Here is a 17,123-nt window from a genome sequence, read left to right on the forward strand (position 1 = left end):
ATTGCCTACCTCAAGCAGATTTAAAAAGGAAGTAGTGCGTATATTAAGTAATTAATAACCTGTTTTTAGTTGTAAGTGCAACTGGCTGCTGGCTTCCGGCAGGAGCTCTATGGCCAATGCAATTTCTTTTGCCAGTTGAGGGAAAATTTCCAAGGACTCTTCCATGTCACCTTTTGCCGCGCCCTTTTCCAAGGCATAGCTCAGTGAATGGGCTTGAATAGCACCTACAGCACCGCATTCACTTTTCAGGGTGTGGGAGCTGGCGGATGCTTCTTTCAGGTTGCCATGCTCGATACTAGTCTTGATTGCAGAAAGGTGCTTAACTGCTTCTTCTATAAAGATCTCAATAGCCTCTTCCAATAATTCATGATCACCTGAGAATCTATCCAATGCACTTTGCAGGTCAAAGCGTTCAGGGGAATCAGTTTCGTTCATTTTTATCTCCAATTTGCAATTGGCTGGGAGAGTTTGTCCTGCAGCTCAAGTCTAGTTCGGTAATTTATATTTTATCTTAAGCAGGGGCTGTCAGCAACATGGATTTGAAATAAATTAAAAAATCCCCGGCAACTATTGTTACCGGGGATTTGATGCACTTTTTTGTAATATATTACTAGTTTTTCTTTTCCAGCTCGGCATACCAGCCGCCGGCCTTGGTCAGCAGGCTCTGAATGCGGCCTACTAAGGCATGGGGATCGTTAAGGTAGCCTTCCAGCAGCAGGGCGGATTCAAGCAGCTGGTTAGAGGAAAGGGCGATGAACTCGTCATCAGGGTTGACCTTGAAGATTTCCAGCATGGAACGCAGCAGCGGATGGTCGGCGTTCACTTCCATGGTCTTGGTGGGGATGGAGCTGTCTTTATTCATGGCCTTCATCAGTTTTTCCATGGAAGAAGTCATGGCTCCGTCTGGGTTGACCAGACGGCAGGGAGAGTCGGAAAGACGTTCGGAAACTTTTACTTCAGAAACCTGTTCGCCGAGGACTTCCTTCATCTTGGCGATGAGTGCCTCCATATCTTTTTCCTGTTCTTCGGAAAGCGGTTCCGGCTCATCTTCTTTTTTAGCTGATTCGAATTTATCCAGCTTTTCAAGGTCGGCATACTCAGCGGCTACAAAGTTGAAACCTTCGTGTTCACGGATGGATTCCATGACGAATTCATCAATGGGTTCGTAGAGGTAGAGTACTTCGATATCCTTGTTGCGGAAGATTTCGAGGTGCGGGTTGAGGTTTGCGGCCTCGCGGCTGGCAACAAAAGAGTAGTAGATTTCCTTCTGGTCTTCCTTGGCGCGTTCGATATAGTCCGCAAAAGATACAAGGGTATTGGCTTCGGCTTTGGAAGAGTCGAAGCGGAGCAGCTTGGCGTACTTGTCACGGTTGAGGAAGTCCATGTGCCCGGCTTTGAAAATCTTGGAGTGGGCTTTCCAGAATTTTGCGTATTTTTCTGCATCATCATTAGCGAGTTTTTCCAGCTGTCCCAGAACCTGCTTGGTCAGGGTTGCGCTGATTTTACCGATGAGCAGGTTGTCCTGCAGGGTCTCGCGGGAGATGTTGAGGGGCAGGTCTTCGGTGTCGACCACACCCTTGATGAAGCTCAGGTACTCGGGGAGCAGGTTTTTGTTCTGCTTTTCGATGAGCACGCGGCGTACGTAGAGATCAAGGCCCCAGTTGTCGCGGTCCATGCCGAAAATGTCGAGGTCATTTTCAGGGATGAAAAGCAGGGAGTTGAACTGTACCGGAGCGTCTACGGAAAAGTGCAGGGTATCAATGGGAGGCTGCACGTCGTAGGTCAGGAATTTGTAGAATTCTTCGTACTGCTCCTGTTTGATCTGGAATTTTGGTTCACGCCAGAGGGCGGATACGGTGTTAACGCGTTCGCCGCCGATCATGATCGGGAAAGATACAAAGTTGGAGTGGCGTTTGACGATGTCTTTAAGTTTGTCGTCGGAACCGAAGCGTCCGGCATTGTCTTCATTGAGGTGGATCTCGATGATGGTACCATGATCCATTTCAGCTTCAACTTCAGTGAGTTCATATGCGTTCTTGCCATCGGAGACCCACTGGATTGCAGGTTCGTCTTTGAGGTAAGACTTGGTGCGCACAACAACGTGGTCGGAAACCATGAAGATGGAGTAGAAACCGACACCGAAACGGCCGATAAGGGAATCAAGGCTTTCTTTGGAGCCGGCAGCCTGTTTGACGAATTCAGCAGAACCGGAATGAGCGATGGTTCCGATGTTGGTCATGACTTCTTCGCGGGTCATGCCGATACCGGTGTCGGTCACGGTTACGGTCTTCTTCTCTTCGTCGTAGGCGATGAGGATTTCGGGTTCCACTTCATCTTCCAGCTCGGGATTGCTGTTGATGGCAAAACGCATTTTATCGAGGGCATCGGATGCGTTGGAAACCAGTTCGCGCAGGAAAATTTCGCGGTTGGTGTAGAGTGAGTGGACCAGGATGTCCAGCAGCTGGTTAACTTCAGCCTTGAATTCGAATTTTTCTGTCTGGGCAGTCATTTAGTTCCTCCATAAACATAAAATTCCTTCCGGCTGTTCAAGACAGTCGGAAGGTAATTGAAATTTTAATGTACTATCAAACTGTTCAAAAGTAGTGAGATGCAAGGCGCAAGAAAAGCTCAAGACCGAAGCGTATACTTAATACGTGAGGGTTTGAGCTTTTTGCAGCTACGCCGCAGGTCGCTGCTTTTCAGCAGTTTGATCTATTTAGTTACTGCTTTGAGCTTGTCAAGGAGGAACTTTTCCATTTCCCGGCGGTCTTTGCGCAGCCGGACCAGCTCTGCTTCCATCACAGAAAGTTTTTCTTTGAGCTGTGTGTTTTCGTCTTTTAAACCTGCAATGCTTGCATTCTGGGCATTCAGGTCGGCGTTTGCCTTGTCCATGCAGGCTCTTACGTCTTCGGATATTGCTCCCTGCGGCATGCAGGAGAGCATTCCCTTCAGGCCCTCATTGATAGATTTCGCGATTTCAGTTCCCATGGCAGCGGCAAGTTGGATGGCAGGTTCCAAACTGGCCTGCTGGATCTGAACGGGGGCGGCCGGTGTTGCCAGTTCCGGTCCTTGCGGATCAATGGCTACGTTGACCGGATACTTGCGGGAAAGTTCGGCCATAACGTCTTCGGCTGTATGGCCCTGTTTGAGCATGGAGGCGATAATTTTAAAAATTTCAATTGCTTCAGATTTGAATCTTTTTTGCCGGTTGCGACCGGTACTGGGCAGGTACTGGGCGAAACGGTTTTTCCAGTAGTGGAGGGTTGACTCTGGTACCTCCAGCAAGCGCGAAATTTCGGCGATGGAAAGAAGTTTTTTGTCTGGCACGGCATGCTCCGCATTGGGGTTTCATGGGAAATTCAAACTTTATTTATTATTATTTTTTTTTAGTTTTTAATGCAAGTCCAGTCTATAAACTATCAAATTATTATAAAAATGTTGCAATTCGAACATTTTTGTGTTCACTTTCGATCAGAAAACCATATTGATTCCTTTTCAAGAATGGAGTACGCGGTCAACCTGACAGGTCTTAAAAGGCTGGCCGAAAAGAGGAATCAACAGTGATTTTCGTTTTTCGGACGGTCTTTGAAAACTAGCCCCGGAGTGTACCATAATTGTCTCGCAATCATGTTTTTAGTTTCTGCGGAATATGGTATTAGTTTTGGAGCAAGAATCCAGCAAGCAGCGGAGTTCAACGTTGAGTTCGGAAACTATTTTACTTTTTGATGTGGGAAATACCAATACCAAAATCGGTTTTTCCACCCGTGATAAAATTGGCCCTTCATTCACTCTGCCCACCGATCCCGGGGGCACTGCGGATTCGTGGGGACTCAAGCTTATTGAAATCTGCCGGGTTGCCGGGTTCTCCAATGAAGACATCATCGGCGGAGCCGTATCCTCGGTTGTTCCGCCCATGAACCCTATACTGAAGCGGGCCGTGGAAAGATTTTTTCCCTGTGAGCTTCGTTTTGCGCCGGATTCCATTCCTCTGGCACTGAATAACAAGTATGAAAGGCCGTGGGAAGTCGGTGCAGACAGGCTGGTCACAGCTTTTGCGGGCCGCCGGATCAGCGGCAGCGAGAATCTCATTGTTGTCGATTTCGGCACTGCCACCACTTTCGACTGTGTGGTGGGCATGGATTATATGGGCGGATTGATCTGCCCCGGGGTGCTTTCTTCCACCAAGGCGCTGGCATCCGGGACCGCAAAACTGCCGCATATTTCTCTTGAGATCGAGTCCGATACCATCAGGCCGGGCAAGAGCACTGCAGACAGCCTTAACCAGGGGCTTATCTTCGGGTTCGCAGCCATGGTTGAAGGCTTGAGCGAGCGTTTGGGCAAGACTCTCGGCGGGGAGGTTGAGCTCATCGCCACCGGAGGGTTCGCCTCTAAGATAGCTGAAGTCTGTCAGGCCATTGACCGTGTGGAGCCGACCCTCCTTCTGGACGGGTTGCGCATGGCTTGGTTTGGCAGTGAAAAATAGTTTAGTGTAGGTTTTTTGCCGGGGACGTACCCGGTAGTTCAAGTAACCGGAAAGTGTTGATTTATTTTTAAGGAGTATTGTTATGAGCACTATTACCGCAGTATGGGCGAGAGAAATTCTCGACTCCAGAGGTAACCCCACCGTAGAAGTTGAAGTCGTACTTGAATCCGGTGCAACCGGTCGTGCTGCTGTTCCTTCCGGAGCATCCACCGGTACCCGCGAAGCCCTCGAACTGCGTGACGGTGACAAAGACCGTTACAAAGGTAAAGGCGTACAGGTTGCTGTTGCCAACGTTCGCGAAGAAATCGCTGAAGCTCTGGTTGGTCAGGATGCCCTGCGCCAGATCACCATCGATAATATCCTCATTGAGCTCGACGGTACTGAAAATAAAGAACGTCTTGGCGCCAACGCAATGCTCGGTGTTTCCATGGCTGTTGCCCGCGCTGCTGCGAACCTGCTCGGTATTCCCCTCTACCAGTACCTCGGTGGTGTAAACGGCAAGCTCCTTCCCGTACCCATGATGAACATCATCAACGGTGGTGAGCATGCACCTAACAACCTTGATATTCAGGAATTCATGATCATGCCCATCGGCGCTGAGACTTTTGCTGAAGCTCTGCGCATGGGTGCTGAAATTTTCCACACCCTGAAAGGCCTGCTGGCTGCTGACGGCCACAACACAGCAGTTGGTGACGAAGGTGGCTTCGCCCCTAACCTTGAGTCCCACGCTCAGGCTTTCGAATACATTATGAAAGCTATTGAAGCAGCTGGCTACCGTCCCGGTGCTGACGTAGCTCTCGCTATCGACGCAGCTGCTTCCGAATTCTACAAAGACGGCAAGTATGTTCTGGCCGGTGAAGGTAAAGAATTCGACGCTCAGGGTATGATCGACTTCTACACTGACTTCGTAGATCGTTTCCCGCTCATCTCCATTGAAGATGGTCTCGCTGAAGGCGACTGGGAAGGCTGGAAGAAGATGACCGACGACCTCGGTGAAAGAATCCAGCTTGTTGGTGACGACCTCTTCGTAACCAACCCCGAAATCCTCGCTGAAGGTATTGAGCAGGGCGCTTGTAACTCTATCCTGATCAAGCTGAACCAGATCGGTACCCTGACCGAAACTCTCGACACCATGGAACTGGCTAAGACCGCAGGTTACACCAACGTCGTATCCCACCGTTCCGGTGAAACCAGCGACCACTTCATCGCCGACCTCGCAGTAGGTCTGAACGCAGGCCAGATCAAGACCGGTTCCCTCTGCCGTTCTGACCGTCTCGCCAAGTACAACCAGCTGCTGCGTATCGAGGAAGACCTCGACGATGATGGCATCTACTACGGTCCCGCTTTGAAGGAAGCTTTCTTCGGCGAAGACTAAAAACAGTCAGTCTGTTTAGTTTAGTACAAGGCTGCGGGATTTTTCCCGCAGCCTTTTTTTGTGATGTTATAACACGATCAAGTCTCTTATTATTGACCCGTTATGCTGCGAAAGGTATGTTTGAGTATGCGTGCAAATTTAATTTTTTCGGCATTACTTGCTGTACTTTCTTTTTCAAGTGTCACTTATGCGGAGGTAAGTGTCCGGTATTCATGTTGCGAAACGAGGAACAACCAGTTTGTAGGAGAGTTGCTCTCCAGTGCTTTAAAAGCCAGCAGCCCTGATGTTAATTTTGTTATGCTGAAATGCTACCCGAATTTGCGCAAACGCCGCATGCTTGAACATGGTTCAATCGATGTACTACCGCTGATCCAAAGTAAGAAGTATGACGAAGAGCATATTCCAATTAACGTTCCGCTCACTAAGGGCAATATTTCAAAGCGAGTGCTGGTTGTTTCAAAATCTAAAGTAGGCCTTTTTGAAAATGTAAATTCATTAGAAGATTTTCGGGCCTTGAATTTAGTAGGCGCGTTCGGCCAAAAATGGTTCGATAACAAAGTGTGGGAAGAGAATGGTCTAAAGCATGTCTCTGTGGCGGATTGGCAGCTTATTTATTGTATGCTGAGTCGTACGAATAGAAATGTTGACTATTTTCCGCGATCTGTTCTTGAAGCAAAGGAAGAGATTCGTACTTATTCGGACTTGGTAATTGTCCCGAATATCCTTTTTTCTTATGATAAGAACATCATAATCTATCTTTCACCCAAACGTAGGGAATTGAAGCCTATATTGGAGAAAGCCTTGCGAAATGCACAATCGTCAGGCTTAATCGATAAACTGGTGGATAAATATTATGGGCAGGATCTAAACAGTCTTGAAATTGATAAGCGGAAGGTCTTCCATTTAAAGACACCGGAGTAATCATTCAGTAGGCTGTGTGCTTGCCAGTCCTCAAAAATTACAATATGCATTTTTCACCCACAGGCCATAAACAGCGGAGAAATTTCAATGCAGATTTTGAATGGTAAAGAAACAGCTCTTACTATTCGTGAAGAGCTGAAAGTAGAGATAGACGGACTTAAAGAAAAACACGGTAGAGCGCCCGGTCTGGCCGTTATTCTGGTCGGCGAGGACCCCGCATCTCAGGTATACGTGCGCAACAAGGAAATTGCCTGCGAAAAGGCAGGAATTGTTTCCACTGCCCACCGTATCGATGCATCCGTTTCTCAGGAAGAGCTTGAAGCACTGATCCAGAATCTCAACGCAGACGAGACCATCGACGGTATCCTGCTGCAGCTGCCCCTGCCCAAGGGACTGGACAGCCAGCGCTGTCTCGAACTCATTGATCCCGGCAAGGACGTGGACGGCTTCCATCCCATGAACGTAGGTAAGCTCATGCTCGGCCTGCCCGGTTTCCGTTCCTGCACCCCTGCAGGTATCATTACCCTGCTGGAACGCTACAACCTGCCCACTTCCGGTAAGAAAGCCGTAGTAGTAGGTCGTTCCAACATCGTTGGTAAGCCTCTCGCCATGATGCTCATGCAGTACGGTGATTTCGCAAACGCCACCGTGACTGTCTGCCATTCCCGCACTGACAACCTCGCTGAGGAAGTCAAAGCCGCAGACTTCGTTTTCGCTGCCATCGGCATTCCCAAGTTCATTAAGAAAGAGATGGTTAAAGACGGCGCAGTTGTAGTTGATGTAGGCATCAACCGAACTGACGAAGGTCTGGTCGGTGACTGCGATTACGCAGCACTGGAAGACGTGGCATCCGCCATGACCCCCGTTCCCGGCGGAGTCGGTCCCATGACCATCGCTCAGCTGCTGATCAACACCGTACAGGCTTATAAGGAGCATGTCGGGGCTTAATTTATTGGTTTATGCGTGTTTGAAGTTTTGAAAAACTCCCTGTCTCGGTTGAGGCAGGGAGTTTTTTTGTGGACTAGGTTAATTGACAAATTTAAATATTCTACTAGAATAATTCTAAGAGAATAAAATTTAGCATTCTTTTAGAATAATTTGGAGTATGTTGTGAATAATCCTTTTCGCTTTAATACCTTGCGACCAAGTGATCCCTTTTGTGACCGTGAAAAGGAACTCACTGATTTGATTTCACACGGCATGAATGGTGCGAACGTAACCCTATTTTCTCCGCGCAGGTACGGGAAAACATCTTTGATTAAACGTGCCCAGAAGGAAATGCATGATAAGGGCGCCTATGTGTTTTATGTTGATTTTTACAGGGTCATGTCGGTTGAGGATCTTGCTTCGAGATTGGCGCGGGCTGTTTATGAAGGATTGAGCGAGTATGTATCTTTTTTCGAGAAAGGTAAAAAGGCTCTGCTTGAATTTTTCAAGACTTATAGGCCTGTTTTTACTCCCACTGAAGAAGGGGGAGTAAAAATAGATGTTCGTGCTACTGAAGGCATTTCCGGTTATGACCTGCTTGAATCCCTGCTCTCCGAGATAGGGCGGTTTACCGAGAAGTCGGATAAGCCAGTGCATATTGCCATGGATGAGTTTCAGGATATTGTTGAAGTGGACAAGGGTAAGACTGAAGCTTTACTGCGAACGCATATCCAGATGCATGGCGCGGGGTATATATTTGCAGGAAGCAGGCGACGTATTCTTAAATCCATGTTTACTGACAGGCATCGTCCTTTCTATAACAGCACCCTTTTGATGGAACTCCCTCCTCTGCCACATGAAGATCTTGTGGAGTATATTGTCGAGCTTTTCAATAAGGGTGGTAAGTCCATTTCGCACGAAGCTGCCTCTACCGTTTCAAATCTTGTACAGCAATATCCTTACTACGCGCAGCTTTTCAGTTATTTGTTATTCAGTATGGGAGACAACCCCAGTCTAGAGGATGTTGATGAATGTTTTGAGTCACTTCTTGCGAGTGAGAGGTATTCCTATCAGGGGATTGTTGACGGCTTAACACCGGTGCAACTGGCTTTGCTGGTGGGGTTGGCAAAATATCCGGGGAGCAAGGTTACTTCTCAGGTGTTTTTGAAGGAAACGAATCTATCGTCAGGTGGAGTCCAAAAGGCTTTAAAACACCTGAGTATACAGGATTTAGTTAGCAATGAAGAAAACGGTTGGGAGCTTGTTGATCCTGTTTTTAGAAAGTGGCTGGTCAGGACATTTTAAAAATATTCTACTAGAATTATTCTGACAGAACATTTTTAAATGTTCTGTCAGAATAATTTTGATCTATCTCCTTGCCTCTTCCATCTTCACCAACTTCCCCCCTATCCCACACCAAACAATTTCAGTATAAAGTCGTAAGACATCTACACCCCATTCACACTAATCTACGGACTGCCACATGAAAGGACTCACCGAATTGCTGACTTGTATTCAGGAAATTTCCGGCGGAAATTATTCCAATGACATCATGCATTTGACTACTGATGAATATGATCCTTACGTGCGGGAACTGGCGGAATCAGTTGGCTTGATGATGGTCCGTATTGAGGCCCGTGAATTTGCGCTTGAGCAGGCTAATGAAGAACTTAAGTGTAATGTGGTTGCAACCGTCAAAGCCGTGGCTCGCGGTTTGAGTCTGCGCGATCCGTATACCCGCGGACATGCGGAACGGGTTGGTAATTATTGCGAGCGCTTGGCTCGCAGGATGGGACTTTCCGAAGATGAAATCTGGACCGTGCATGTAGCTGGAACCCTGCATGATATAGGCAAGATCGGGTTCAGTGACCGCTTGATCCAAAATGTAGATACCAAGGTTGATGCGGATATGCTGGCGGAGATCAAGCAGCACCCGGAATGGGGATTCAAGATGCTGCGCGGGCTGGAGTTTCTCGGTCCTGCTTTGGAATATGTGCGTTCGCACCATGAGCGTCTGGACGGGACCGGATATCCCAACGGCTTGCAGGGCGATGAAATCAAGACCGGATCACGTATCCTTTCTATTGCCGATGTGTTTGACGCTGTAACCACCACCCGCAGTTATCAGGAAGCTATGGATTTGGAAAAAGCCTATTCTACCCTGCGTAAGCTGGCTGGCCCTTCTCTTGATCCTAAGTTGGTGGAGTTTTTCATAGCCGAAACTAAAGAAAACGGCCTTGAGGATGTGGAAGAAAATTTCAGTACCTGCCCTATGGGAAAATCAGGTTAATAGTATAGGCCCTTGTTGGGGCTTCTTTAGACTATTAAAGAAGCCCCTGTTGTATTTTTACTGCTCACGATTTGTGAAATTCAAAGACCTTTTGCCTGGATTGGTTATCGTCTTTTGAACTAATATAATCATGAATAGAAATGGAACAAAATCCAATGTTAAGCATAAGGCCCACCAGTGCAGCATGTTCAGAATATTATTGTAACATAATTTTATAGTTGGCTCGCTGGAGGCCAAATCTTTTAGTGGTGCAATTGTTATATCTAATGCTTTGAATGCCTTTTGTATCTGTTCTAAATCACCCTGTAATGTGTTGGCTTCAGTTGTTAAAGCCTTTTGGGTGCTTGTTTGCTTCTGCTGGGAGTACTCACGGAGAGTTTGCTCGAGGTTTTTAATTGAGTTTTCAAGTGATATTTGTCCAATCCCTATTCCGGGAGATAGTATTTTTTGTAACTCCAGATTAATTGTGCGGACATGGTTCGAATAGTTCCTTTTAGTAAATGATTCAGGGTCAGATTCCATTATGCTCAGTTCAGAAGTAATAATTTTCTGTGATGCATTTATCTTTTCAATGTTAGAGTCTACTTTATTTTGTATATCAGATATTTTTTTATCTACAATGGTAGCAGATTTCCATATTGTGCCTTTTTTTTGATTTCCAGTATATAAACCTTGACTTGAATTTTTAAGAATTCTTTCTGTGTCTTTTTGTGCGATGTTGATAGATTGCTGTGCGGTTATATATTTGGGTATTAAGTCGCTTTCAGTGAAATTGTTTGAGAATGTTTTGTATTGATCATAGTTGGATAATCTATAGATTTCATTTTTGGATAATCCTACAATTGACCACATTGTAGAACTAGAGAATATAAGAATTGCCGCAGTTATTATTAGTAGTATTCTTGATATGAAACTGTGTGTTGAGCTTAGAAATTTTGCTATTATATTTGAAAAGTACAGCATTAGAAAGAAGCTTGCTAGTGCAACTGTTGAAGCTATGAATGGTGATACGCTGTCTATGAGCCCTGTATATGTTGCGTATGCTGATGCACTTGTGCATATTAATATTGTTAATAAAAGTCCAAAAGTTGTCAGTGCTGTTTTAAGCTGTTCTATTTTTCTTCTGTTAAACATTGTATACCTCTATTGACCCTTCAATATTGTTTTTCTCTGCCCATTGCTCACACAGTTTTGCAATTTGATGGTATTGTCTTCTTTTGGGACTTCGTTTGGGGTGTTGAGTCCTTTCATCTCCTCGCTCAATTCCTATTTTTAGGTGATTGGCTTTGATTAGCATTGAGAAATGGCTCGTTTGTAATATCTCAGAGAAGCATGCGAAAAAAATATATGAATTCCAGTCTTCCCATTTGTTGTTGCTTGTGGATGATAAGTTGTCAGGAATCAGTGATGTTATTTTAGTAGAAGATAGTCCCAGTATTTTGCAGGCAAGAATAGCTTCGTATGAAATATTACAGATTACTCCATTTTTTGTATAAGCTTCTGTGTTCAGGGTGAATTTCTTTTGATCCTCTATGTCATTTAGAAATACATGGGCTGATAGTGGAGGAATGATGCTGGTTGTATGTATGTTGAGTTTTTCCAAGGTTTTTGTGATTATATTTTTTTTTCTGTCGATTGAGTTGTGAATTTTGCTTAGTTGTCGTTTTGATAGGATCGCACAGTATCCAGATTTCAATACGTGTAGGTATTGGTCGTTTTCATTTATTTCTATTGGAATAATCGCCGGCTGTGTTGAGCTTAATTCTGCTGCAACAGCAATTAATTCTGCTAATGACCCTGAATCAACCGAGACTATCTGATGTTTCTTATTTTCAATGTGCTGATAGTTAATTAGATGGCTAAAATGCGATCTTAATGCAATATCTTGCATTTGGGTGTCCCAGAGGTCTGTTTCCGTCGAGAGTAGTGCATTGAATGCCTCTATCTCCTGTTCAAATGCGGCCGAAACGGCATATTCTTTAATTGATTTTATGTCAGTTTTATTAAGGTGCTCAAGTTTGCGTATGAGATGTTCAATGAAATAGTACACCGCTACGGAGTCGTTTTTGTTGGTGTATTGGAATCTTAATATTAGCCTGCCTTCTCTCCCTTCGAGTCGCTTTATTGGTTTGCTTTTGTATGTTTGTATATATTTTTTGTCTTGGGTGGTGTTTATTGTAAACATTTCCATGGGATAGTCTATGAAGTGAGATAGCTCGGAGGTGTAAACCTCTGTCTCTGGTGATATGTCGGCTCCAGTAATCATTTTGCAATCCGTTCAATAAAGTTTATAAAGCTTCTTGTATATATGTGTCCGTCTATTTCTATGTAGTATTCATAGTCTGGGTACGATTTGTTGTTTATTGTGTGAGTATTGCCCACTGTAGAATGCCATGTGTAAGAGATATTCTCTGGGTTAAAACAGTCTTTTAGAAGGTTGCTCGCGGTGAAATATTTTTTGCTAAAAAACGTTTTTGCTGTATCTCCCTCGGTATATAGGTCTTCAACTTTATCGGTTTTAAAGTGAATGTCAGATTTGTTGAGGACTACCATAACAGGAATGTTGACTGGGTTACCAATGTCCAACCCATAGTTGAGTGACATCATTTCCGCTAATCGCCTGATGAACATTGTGTCAGACATAGGTGTTGTTTGGCCTAAAGCGAATTTGTTGCTGACTTCATACGGTTCAGGGATTGCAGGGTCGTCAAGATCCAGCATGATGATGATTCCATCAGCTTGGCAAATACTGAGTAGTAATTGTTCGTCAGGGTCATTTGATGTGGAAAGAAGTTGTTTTATTACATTGGGTGGTTGTTTTTGAAAGTACTCTAATTTACGGGCCAGGCGTTCTAAATCCCCTCCTGAGATGTCAGGAAGGTTGAAAGAAACATCTAGCTCTCTATCACTCAGATTCATTATTACCGATCTTCGAACCAATTCTTTTGCTTCTTTGTTTTGAATTGTCGGCTTAATCCATTCTCTTCTGTCAATAGCATCACTAATTTCGTGGTTTCTTGCTATGGTATGGCATCCGTACAGATCGTGTTGCCTTATTTTTTCAAGCATTAAATACAAATAGCACGTCTTTCCTGATTTTCTTTTTCCAATTATTAATATCAAAACAAAGCCTCCCCACAGATTAAAAGTCCACTTGCTAGTCCCGTCATTGAACTTGCCCCATATATTATTTCCCGTTTGCGTGATTTGTTGGGGATAGCTTGGGTCAAGCCAATATTTACAATAAACCACGCAATTGAAGCGATGGTTAGTTTTAAGGGCAAAGAGATCAAAGGCGTGTCCAGAAGATGAGAAAAGATGATGAAGGTGGAAAACGTAAGGATCTCTAAAATATATATTGCAGGTTTTGTCGCTTGAAGCGTTTTGTTTATTATGTGTATTTTGATTGTACAGATAGTGAGAGCAACCAAACCGGTAAAACCTGCTAATGAATAGAATTTATGAAATATGGGTAGAAGCTTTATCGGTGGGGCATCAATGATGATTTGGGTAATTCCGTATATTGTGAGGAATATACCGACTCCACCATAAAAAAGACGAATAGGTGGTTTTGAGTTGTTCTTCACTATAGATTCTCCCGTAATTGTTTTCCGTAATATTTGTTAAAAAAATAACACTGTCAATTAATATGTTAAATTAAAAGTTTTAATAAGTATTTATTAGTTAATAAAGTTCATGATTTTAAATGGTTGTGTAATGTTGATTTGTATAAAATTAAGAATCATTACTAATTTTCTTGCCTTCTTTTTAGAAGTGCTTATTATCTTTCTTCGTGTTAAGTATATCTTAACAGTCGCATGGCACAGCGAAGACCTAATAAAAGGTTTTGATTTGCCTCTTTCAGAGGTTCACCCCTTCGAATCGTTGCTTTTAAGGCAATTTTCAAGTCTGCTTTTATGTGGGTTTGCAGGGTTCTTAAACTCTTTTTACGAAGAGGGGGAAAGCTGGAGGAGGTAAATTTTAATAAACTAAAAGCGCGATGCGCATCAAATCAGCCTCTTATCATGAACAAAAAATCTATCCATATTGAAGGTGCGCGTCAGCACAACCTTAAGAATTTGAACCTTGATATTCCGCGTGATCAGCTGGTGGTGGTCTGCGGTCCGTCGGGGTCCGGTAAATCAACCCTCTCTTTCGACATTGTCTATGCCGAAGGCCAGCGGCGTTACGTGGAATCTCTTTCCGCTTATGCCCGCCAGTTCCTGCCGCAGCTGGATAAACCGCAGGTTGATAAGATTGAGGGTCTTTCCCCGGCGATCTCGCTGGAACAGCAATCCACTTCGCGCAACCCGCGTTCAACCGTAGGTACTGTGACCGAAATTTACGACTTCTTGCGTGTTTTCTTTGCAAGGCTGGGTAAATTTCATTGTCCTGAGTGCGGTATTCCCATTGAAGCTCAGACTTCGGACGAGATTCTGGAGCGGATCATGGCTTTTGGTGAAGGCACAAAATTTATGCTGATGGCTCCATTGGTTGATCATCAGAAGGGTACCCACAAGGATCTGTTCAAGAAGCTGAAAAAAGAGGGCTTCGTCCGTGTGCGCGTGGACGGTACGGTCTATACCATCGATGATGTGCCTGACCTTGAGAAGAACAAGAAGCACAATGTTGATCTGGTTGTGGACCGCCTTGTAATTAAGGGCGATATGAAAAAGCGCCTCGGCGATTCCCTCGAGCTGGCCCTGCGCTATGGGGATGAATCCATCGTGGTCTCCATTATTGGCGGCGAGGATGTGTATCTTTCAACCATGTCCACCTGTCCGTCATGCAAGATCAGCATGCCCAAGCTTTCCCCTCAGTTATTTTCATTTAACAGCCCGCAGGGGGCCTGTACGCTTTGTTCGGGTATCGGCAGTGTTGAATATTACGAGCCGGAACTTCTGGCACCCAACAAGGGGCTTTCATTAAAGACCGGAGCGGTCATTCCGTGGAAATCCCCGAAGATGTTCGAGCGCTATGAAAAGGATTTCCGGGCGCTGGGCAAGAAGCATGGCTTCAAGGTAGATACTCCGCTCGCAGAATTTTCAGCTGACGCATATAAGGCCCTGTTCTACGGTGACAAGGAATTGGGCTGGGAAGGCGTGGTTGACCTGCTTGAAGTGGGGCATAATCTCGGGCGTATCTGGCGCGATGAGCTTTCCCGTTTCAGACAGTCGCAGCCCTGCCCGGCCTGTGAAGGTGCGAGGCTTCGTCCTGAATCATTAGCCGTAAAAGTGAACTCCATTTCAATTTTTGAATTCTGCTCCATGTCCATCAAACGTGCATTGGACTGGTTGGAAGGGCTGGAGTTTACCGGCCATGAACTGCTCATCGCTGAGCCGCTCCTGAAGGAACTGACCCATCGCTTGGGATTCATGGTTAATGTCGGGCTTGATTATCTTAACCTTGGTCGGAATATGGCGACCCTTTCCGGTGGGGAGGCTCAGCGCATCAGGCTGGCTGGTCAGCTCGGTTCCGGGCTGGTGGGCGTTACCTACGTGCTTGATGAACCTTCCATCGGTCTGCATCCGCGTGATAACGAGCGTTTGATCAAGACTCTGCGTTCCTTGCAGTCCCGCGGCAATACCGTGCTGGTGGTGGAGCATGATGAATCCACCATTCGCAATGCCGACCATGTTATTGAAATCGGTCCCGGATCGGGTATGCTCGGCGGGGAGATTGTTTTTCAGGGCAGTGTGAAACAGCTGCTTGGCAAGGCTCAGACTTTGACCGCCAAGTATCTACGTGGTGAACTTGCCTTGGATAAGCCTGAAGAGCGGCGTATTCCCAAGGATTGGATTAAGCTCAAGGGTGTTAAGACCAACAACCTCAAGAACCTTGATGTTGATATCCCGCTGGGGGTGCTCTGCTGCTTTACCGGGGTTTCCGGTTCGGGCAAAAGTTCTCTTGTTGTGGATTCCATGTATAAGCATCTTGCCCTTTCGCGCGGTGTGAAGGTTGATCAGCCCGGACGTATTGCAGGAATTGAAGGGATTGAAAAAGTGGAGAAAGTTATTTCCATTGACCAGTCACCCATTGGCAGGACCCCGCGTTCCAACCCGGCCACCTACACCAAGATTTTTGATGAAATACGCAAGATTTTTTGCGCTACCAAGGAAGCCAAGAAACGCGGATACAAGCCGGGAAGATTCAGCTTTAACGTGCGCGGCGGACGTTGCGAAGCATGTCGCGGTGACGGTCAGATCAGGGTGGAAATGCACTTTCTGCCCGATGTCTACGTGACCTGTGATGTCTGCAAGGGCAAGCGCTACAACAGCCAGACTCTGGAAGTGGATTACAAGGGCAAGAACATCGCCGAAGTTCTTGATCTGACCGTGCGTCAATCCAAGGCCTTCTTTGAAAATCATCCTACCCTCAAGCGCAGGCTGGAAGTCTTGGAGCAGGTCGGCCTTGAATATCTGCAGCTGGGACAGCCCGCCACCACCCTTTCAGGCGGTGAAGCACAGCGGATCAAGATTTCCCGCGAGCTTGGTAAACGCAGCCTGCCCGGAACATTGTACATCCTTGATGAACCTACTACCGGCCTGCATATGCACGAAGTGGGCAAACTGATCAAGGTCCTGCAGCAGTTGGTAGATAGAGGGGCCACGGTTATAGTCATCGAGCATAATACCGATGTGATCCGTGCTTCTGATTATGTATTTGATTTAGGTCCCGGAGGCGGGGAGTCCGGTGGGCAGATTGTAGCTCAGGGGACTCCTGAAGAGATTATTGCCAACCCGAATTCAGTGACCGGAGAGTTCCTGATTTAAATATGAAAGGCCGGAAGGATACTCCTTCCGGCCTTGTTTTTACTCATCTATTTCGATGTATTCAATGTCCAGATTGGTTAGAAAATGTCTGATTTTTGCCGTGTAGTCCGGAACATCAGACATATCCTCCCCCATGGCTTTGTCTTCAATGAGTGTTCCCAGCCGGGTCAGTTCATCAAGCCCGTATGAGGACCCCGTGCCTTTGAGGCGGTGTCCAAGAAGCCTTATGATTTCGAAATTTTTTTGCTCAACAGCTTCTTCAAGTTCAACAAGTTCTTTTTGCCTGATTTCCAGATACCGGTCCATGATGGCTTCAAGGTCTTCATCTACCTGTACGAGAATGCGTTCACTCAT

The 17,123-nt window shown here is 45.8% G+C and carries 15 protein-coding genes; 7 read left to right on the plus strand and 8 right to left on the minus strand.

Annotated features, from left to right (window positions below; translation table 11 throughout):
• Nucleotides 1-51: 51 nt before the first annotated feature.
• From ACKU40_RS17905 to ACKU40_RS17915, 3 genes are all read right to left on the minus strand, one after another.
• Nucleotides 52-435, minus strand: a complete 384-nt coding sequence (locus ACKU40_RS17905; RefSeq protein WP_320174145.1) for an Hpt domain-containing protein — start codon at nucleotides 433-435, stop codon at nucleotides 52-54.
• A 175-nt stretch (nucleotides 436-610) separates the two neighbouring features.
• On the minus strand, nucleotides 611-2,509 hold the full coding sequence (gene htpG / locus ACKU40_RS17910; protein WP_320174146.1) for a molecular chaperone HtpG: 1,899 nt from the start codon (nucleotides 2,507-2,509) through the stop codon (nucleotides 611-613).
• A 203-nt stretch (nucleotides 2,510-2,712) separates the two neighbouring features.
• Nucleotides 2,713-3,327: a MerR family transcriptional regulator gene (locus ACKU40_RS17915; protein ID WP_320174147.1), complete on the minus strand. Its 615-nt coding sequence runs from the start codon at nucleotides 3,325-3,327 to the stop codon at nucleotides 2,713-2,715.
• 370 nt (nucleotides 3,328-3,697) lie between these two features.
• Here ACKU40_RS17915 and ACKU40_RS17920 point away from each other — a divergent pair, with 370 nt between their 5' ends.
• From ACKU40_RS17920 to ACKU40_RS17945, 6 genes are all read left to right on the plus strand, one after another.
• Complete coding sequence (locus ACKU40_RS17920; protein ID WP_320174148.1) at nucleotides 3,698-4,483, plus strand: type III pantothenate kinase; 786 nt, start codon at nucleotides 3,698-3,700, stop codon at nucleotides 4,481-4,483.
• A gap of 82 nt (nucleotides 4,484-4,565) precedes the next feature.
• On the plus strand, nucleotides 4,566-5,858 hold the full coding sequence (eno, locus tag ACKU40_RS17925; RefSeq protein ID WP_320174149.1) for a phosphopyruvate hydratase: 1,293 nt from the start codon (nucleotides 4,566-4,568) through the stop codon (nucleotides 5,856-5,858).
• Nucleotides 5,859-5,984: 126 nt separating this feature from the next.
• A complete protein-coding gene (locus ACKU40_RS17930) occupies nucleotides 5,985-6,779 on the plus strand; it encodes a hypothetical protein (RefSeq protein WP_320174150.1) in 795 nt (264 codons plus the stop codon).
• 87 nt (nucleotides 6,780-6,866) lie between these two features.
• A complete protein-coding gene (gene folD, locus ACKU40_RS17935; protein ID WP_320174151.1) occupies nucleotides 6,867-7,727 on the plus strand; it encodes a bifunctional methylenetetrahydrofolate dehydrogenase/methenyltetrahydrofolate cyclohydrolase FolD in 861 nt (286 codons plus the stop codon).
• 162 nt (nucleotides 7,728-7,889) lie between these two features.
• Entirely contained in the window at nucleotides 7,890-9,011 is a 1,122-nt protein-coding gene (locus ACKU40_RS17940; RefSeq protein ID WP_320174152.1) for an ATPase, read from the plus strand.
• Nucleotides 9,012-9,189: 178 nt separating this feature from the next.
• Nucleotides 9,190-9,996: an HD domain-containing phosphohydrolase gene (locus ACKU40_RS17945; RefSeq protein ID WP_320174153.1), complete on the plus strand. Its 807-nt coding sequence runs from the start codon at nucleotides 9,190-9,192 to the stop codon at nucleotides 9,994-9,996.
• A gap of 57 nt (nucleotides 9,997-10,053) precedes the next feature.
• Here the strand turns inward: ACKU40_RS17945 and ACKU40_RS17950 are convergent, their stop codons facing one another.
• The 4 genes from ACKU40_RS17950 to ACKU40_RS17965 are packed head-to-tail and all read right to left on the minus strand — an operon-like array spanning nucleotide 10,054 to nucleotide 13,583.
• The gene (locus ACKU40_RS17950) at nucleotides 10,054-11,130 is read right to left on the minus strand and encodes a hypothetical protein (protein ID WP_320174154.1); all 1,077 of its coding nucleotides are present in this window, start codon (nucleotides 11,128-11,130) and stop codon (nucleotides 10,054-10,056) included.
• A complete protein-coding gene (locus ACKU40_RS17955; RefSeq protein ID WP_320174155.1) occupies nucleotides 11,123-12,262 on the minus strand; it encodes a hypothetical protein in 1,140 nt (379 codons plus the stop codon). Before ACKU40_RS17955 ends, ACKU40_RS17950 begins: the two co-directional genes overlap by 8 nt.
• Nucleotides 12,259-13,119 (minus strand): hypothetical protein, encoded by an 861-nt coding sequence (locus ACKU40_RS17960; RefSeq protein ID WP_320174156.1) that lies wholly within the window; start codon nucleotides 13,117-13,119, stop codon nucleotides 12,259-12,261. Before ACKU40_RS17960 ends, ACKU40_RS17955 begins: the two co-directional genes overlap by 4 nt.
• Complete coding sequence (locus tag ACKU40_RS17965) at nucleotides 13,116-13,583, minus strand: hypothetical protein (RefSeq protein ID WP_320174157.1); 468 nt, start codon at nucleotides 13,581-13,583, stop codon at nucleotides 13,116-13,118. Before ACKU40_RS17965 ends, ACKU40_RS17960 begins: the two co-directional genes overlap by 4 nt.
• Nucleotides 13,584-14,021: 438 nt before the next feature.
• On the opposite strand from ACKU40_RS17965, the gene uvrA reads away from it, so the two are divergent.
• Nucleotides 14,022-16,769, plus strand: coding sequence for an excinuclease ABC subunit UvrA (uvrA, locus tag ACKU40_RS17970; protein ID WP_320174158.1), 2,748 nt, complete (start codon nucleotides 14,022-14,024; stop codon nucleotides 16,767-16,769).
• 39 nt (nucleotides 16,770-16,808) lie between these two features.
• On the opposite strand, the gene ACKU40_RS17975 is transcribed toward uvrA, so the two are convergent.
• Entirely contained in the window at nucleotides 16,809-17,123 is a 315-nt protein-coding gene (locus ACKU40_RS17975; protein ID WP_320174159.1) for an Hpt domain-containing protein, read from the minus strand.

Source organism: Maridesulfovibrio sp., from assembly GCF_963666665.1.
In the GTDB taxonomy this organism is placed as follows: Bacteria; Desulfobacterota; Desulfovibrionia; order Desulfovibrionales; family Desulfovibrionaceae; genus Maridesulfovibrio.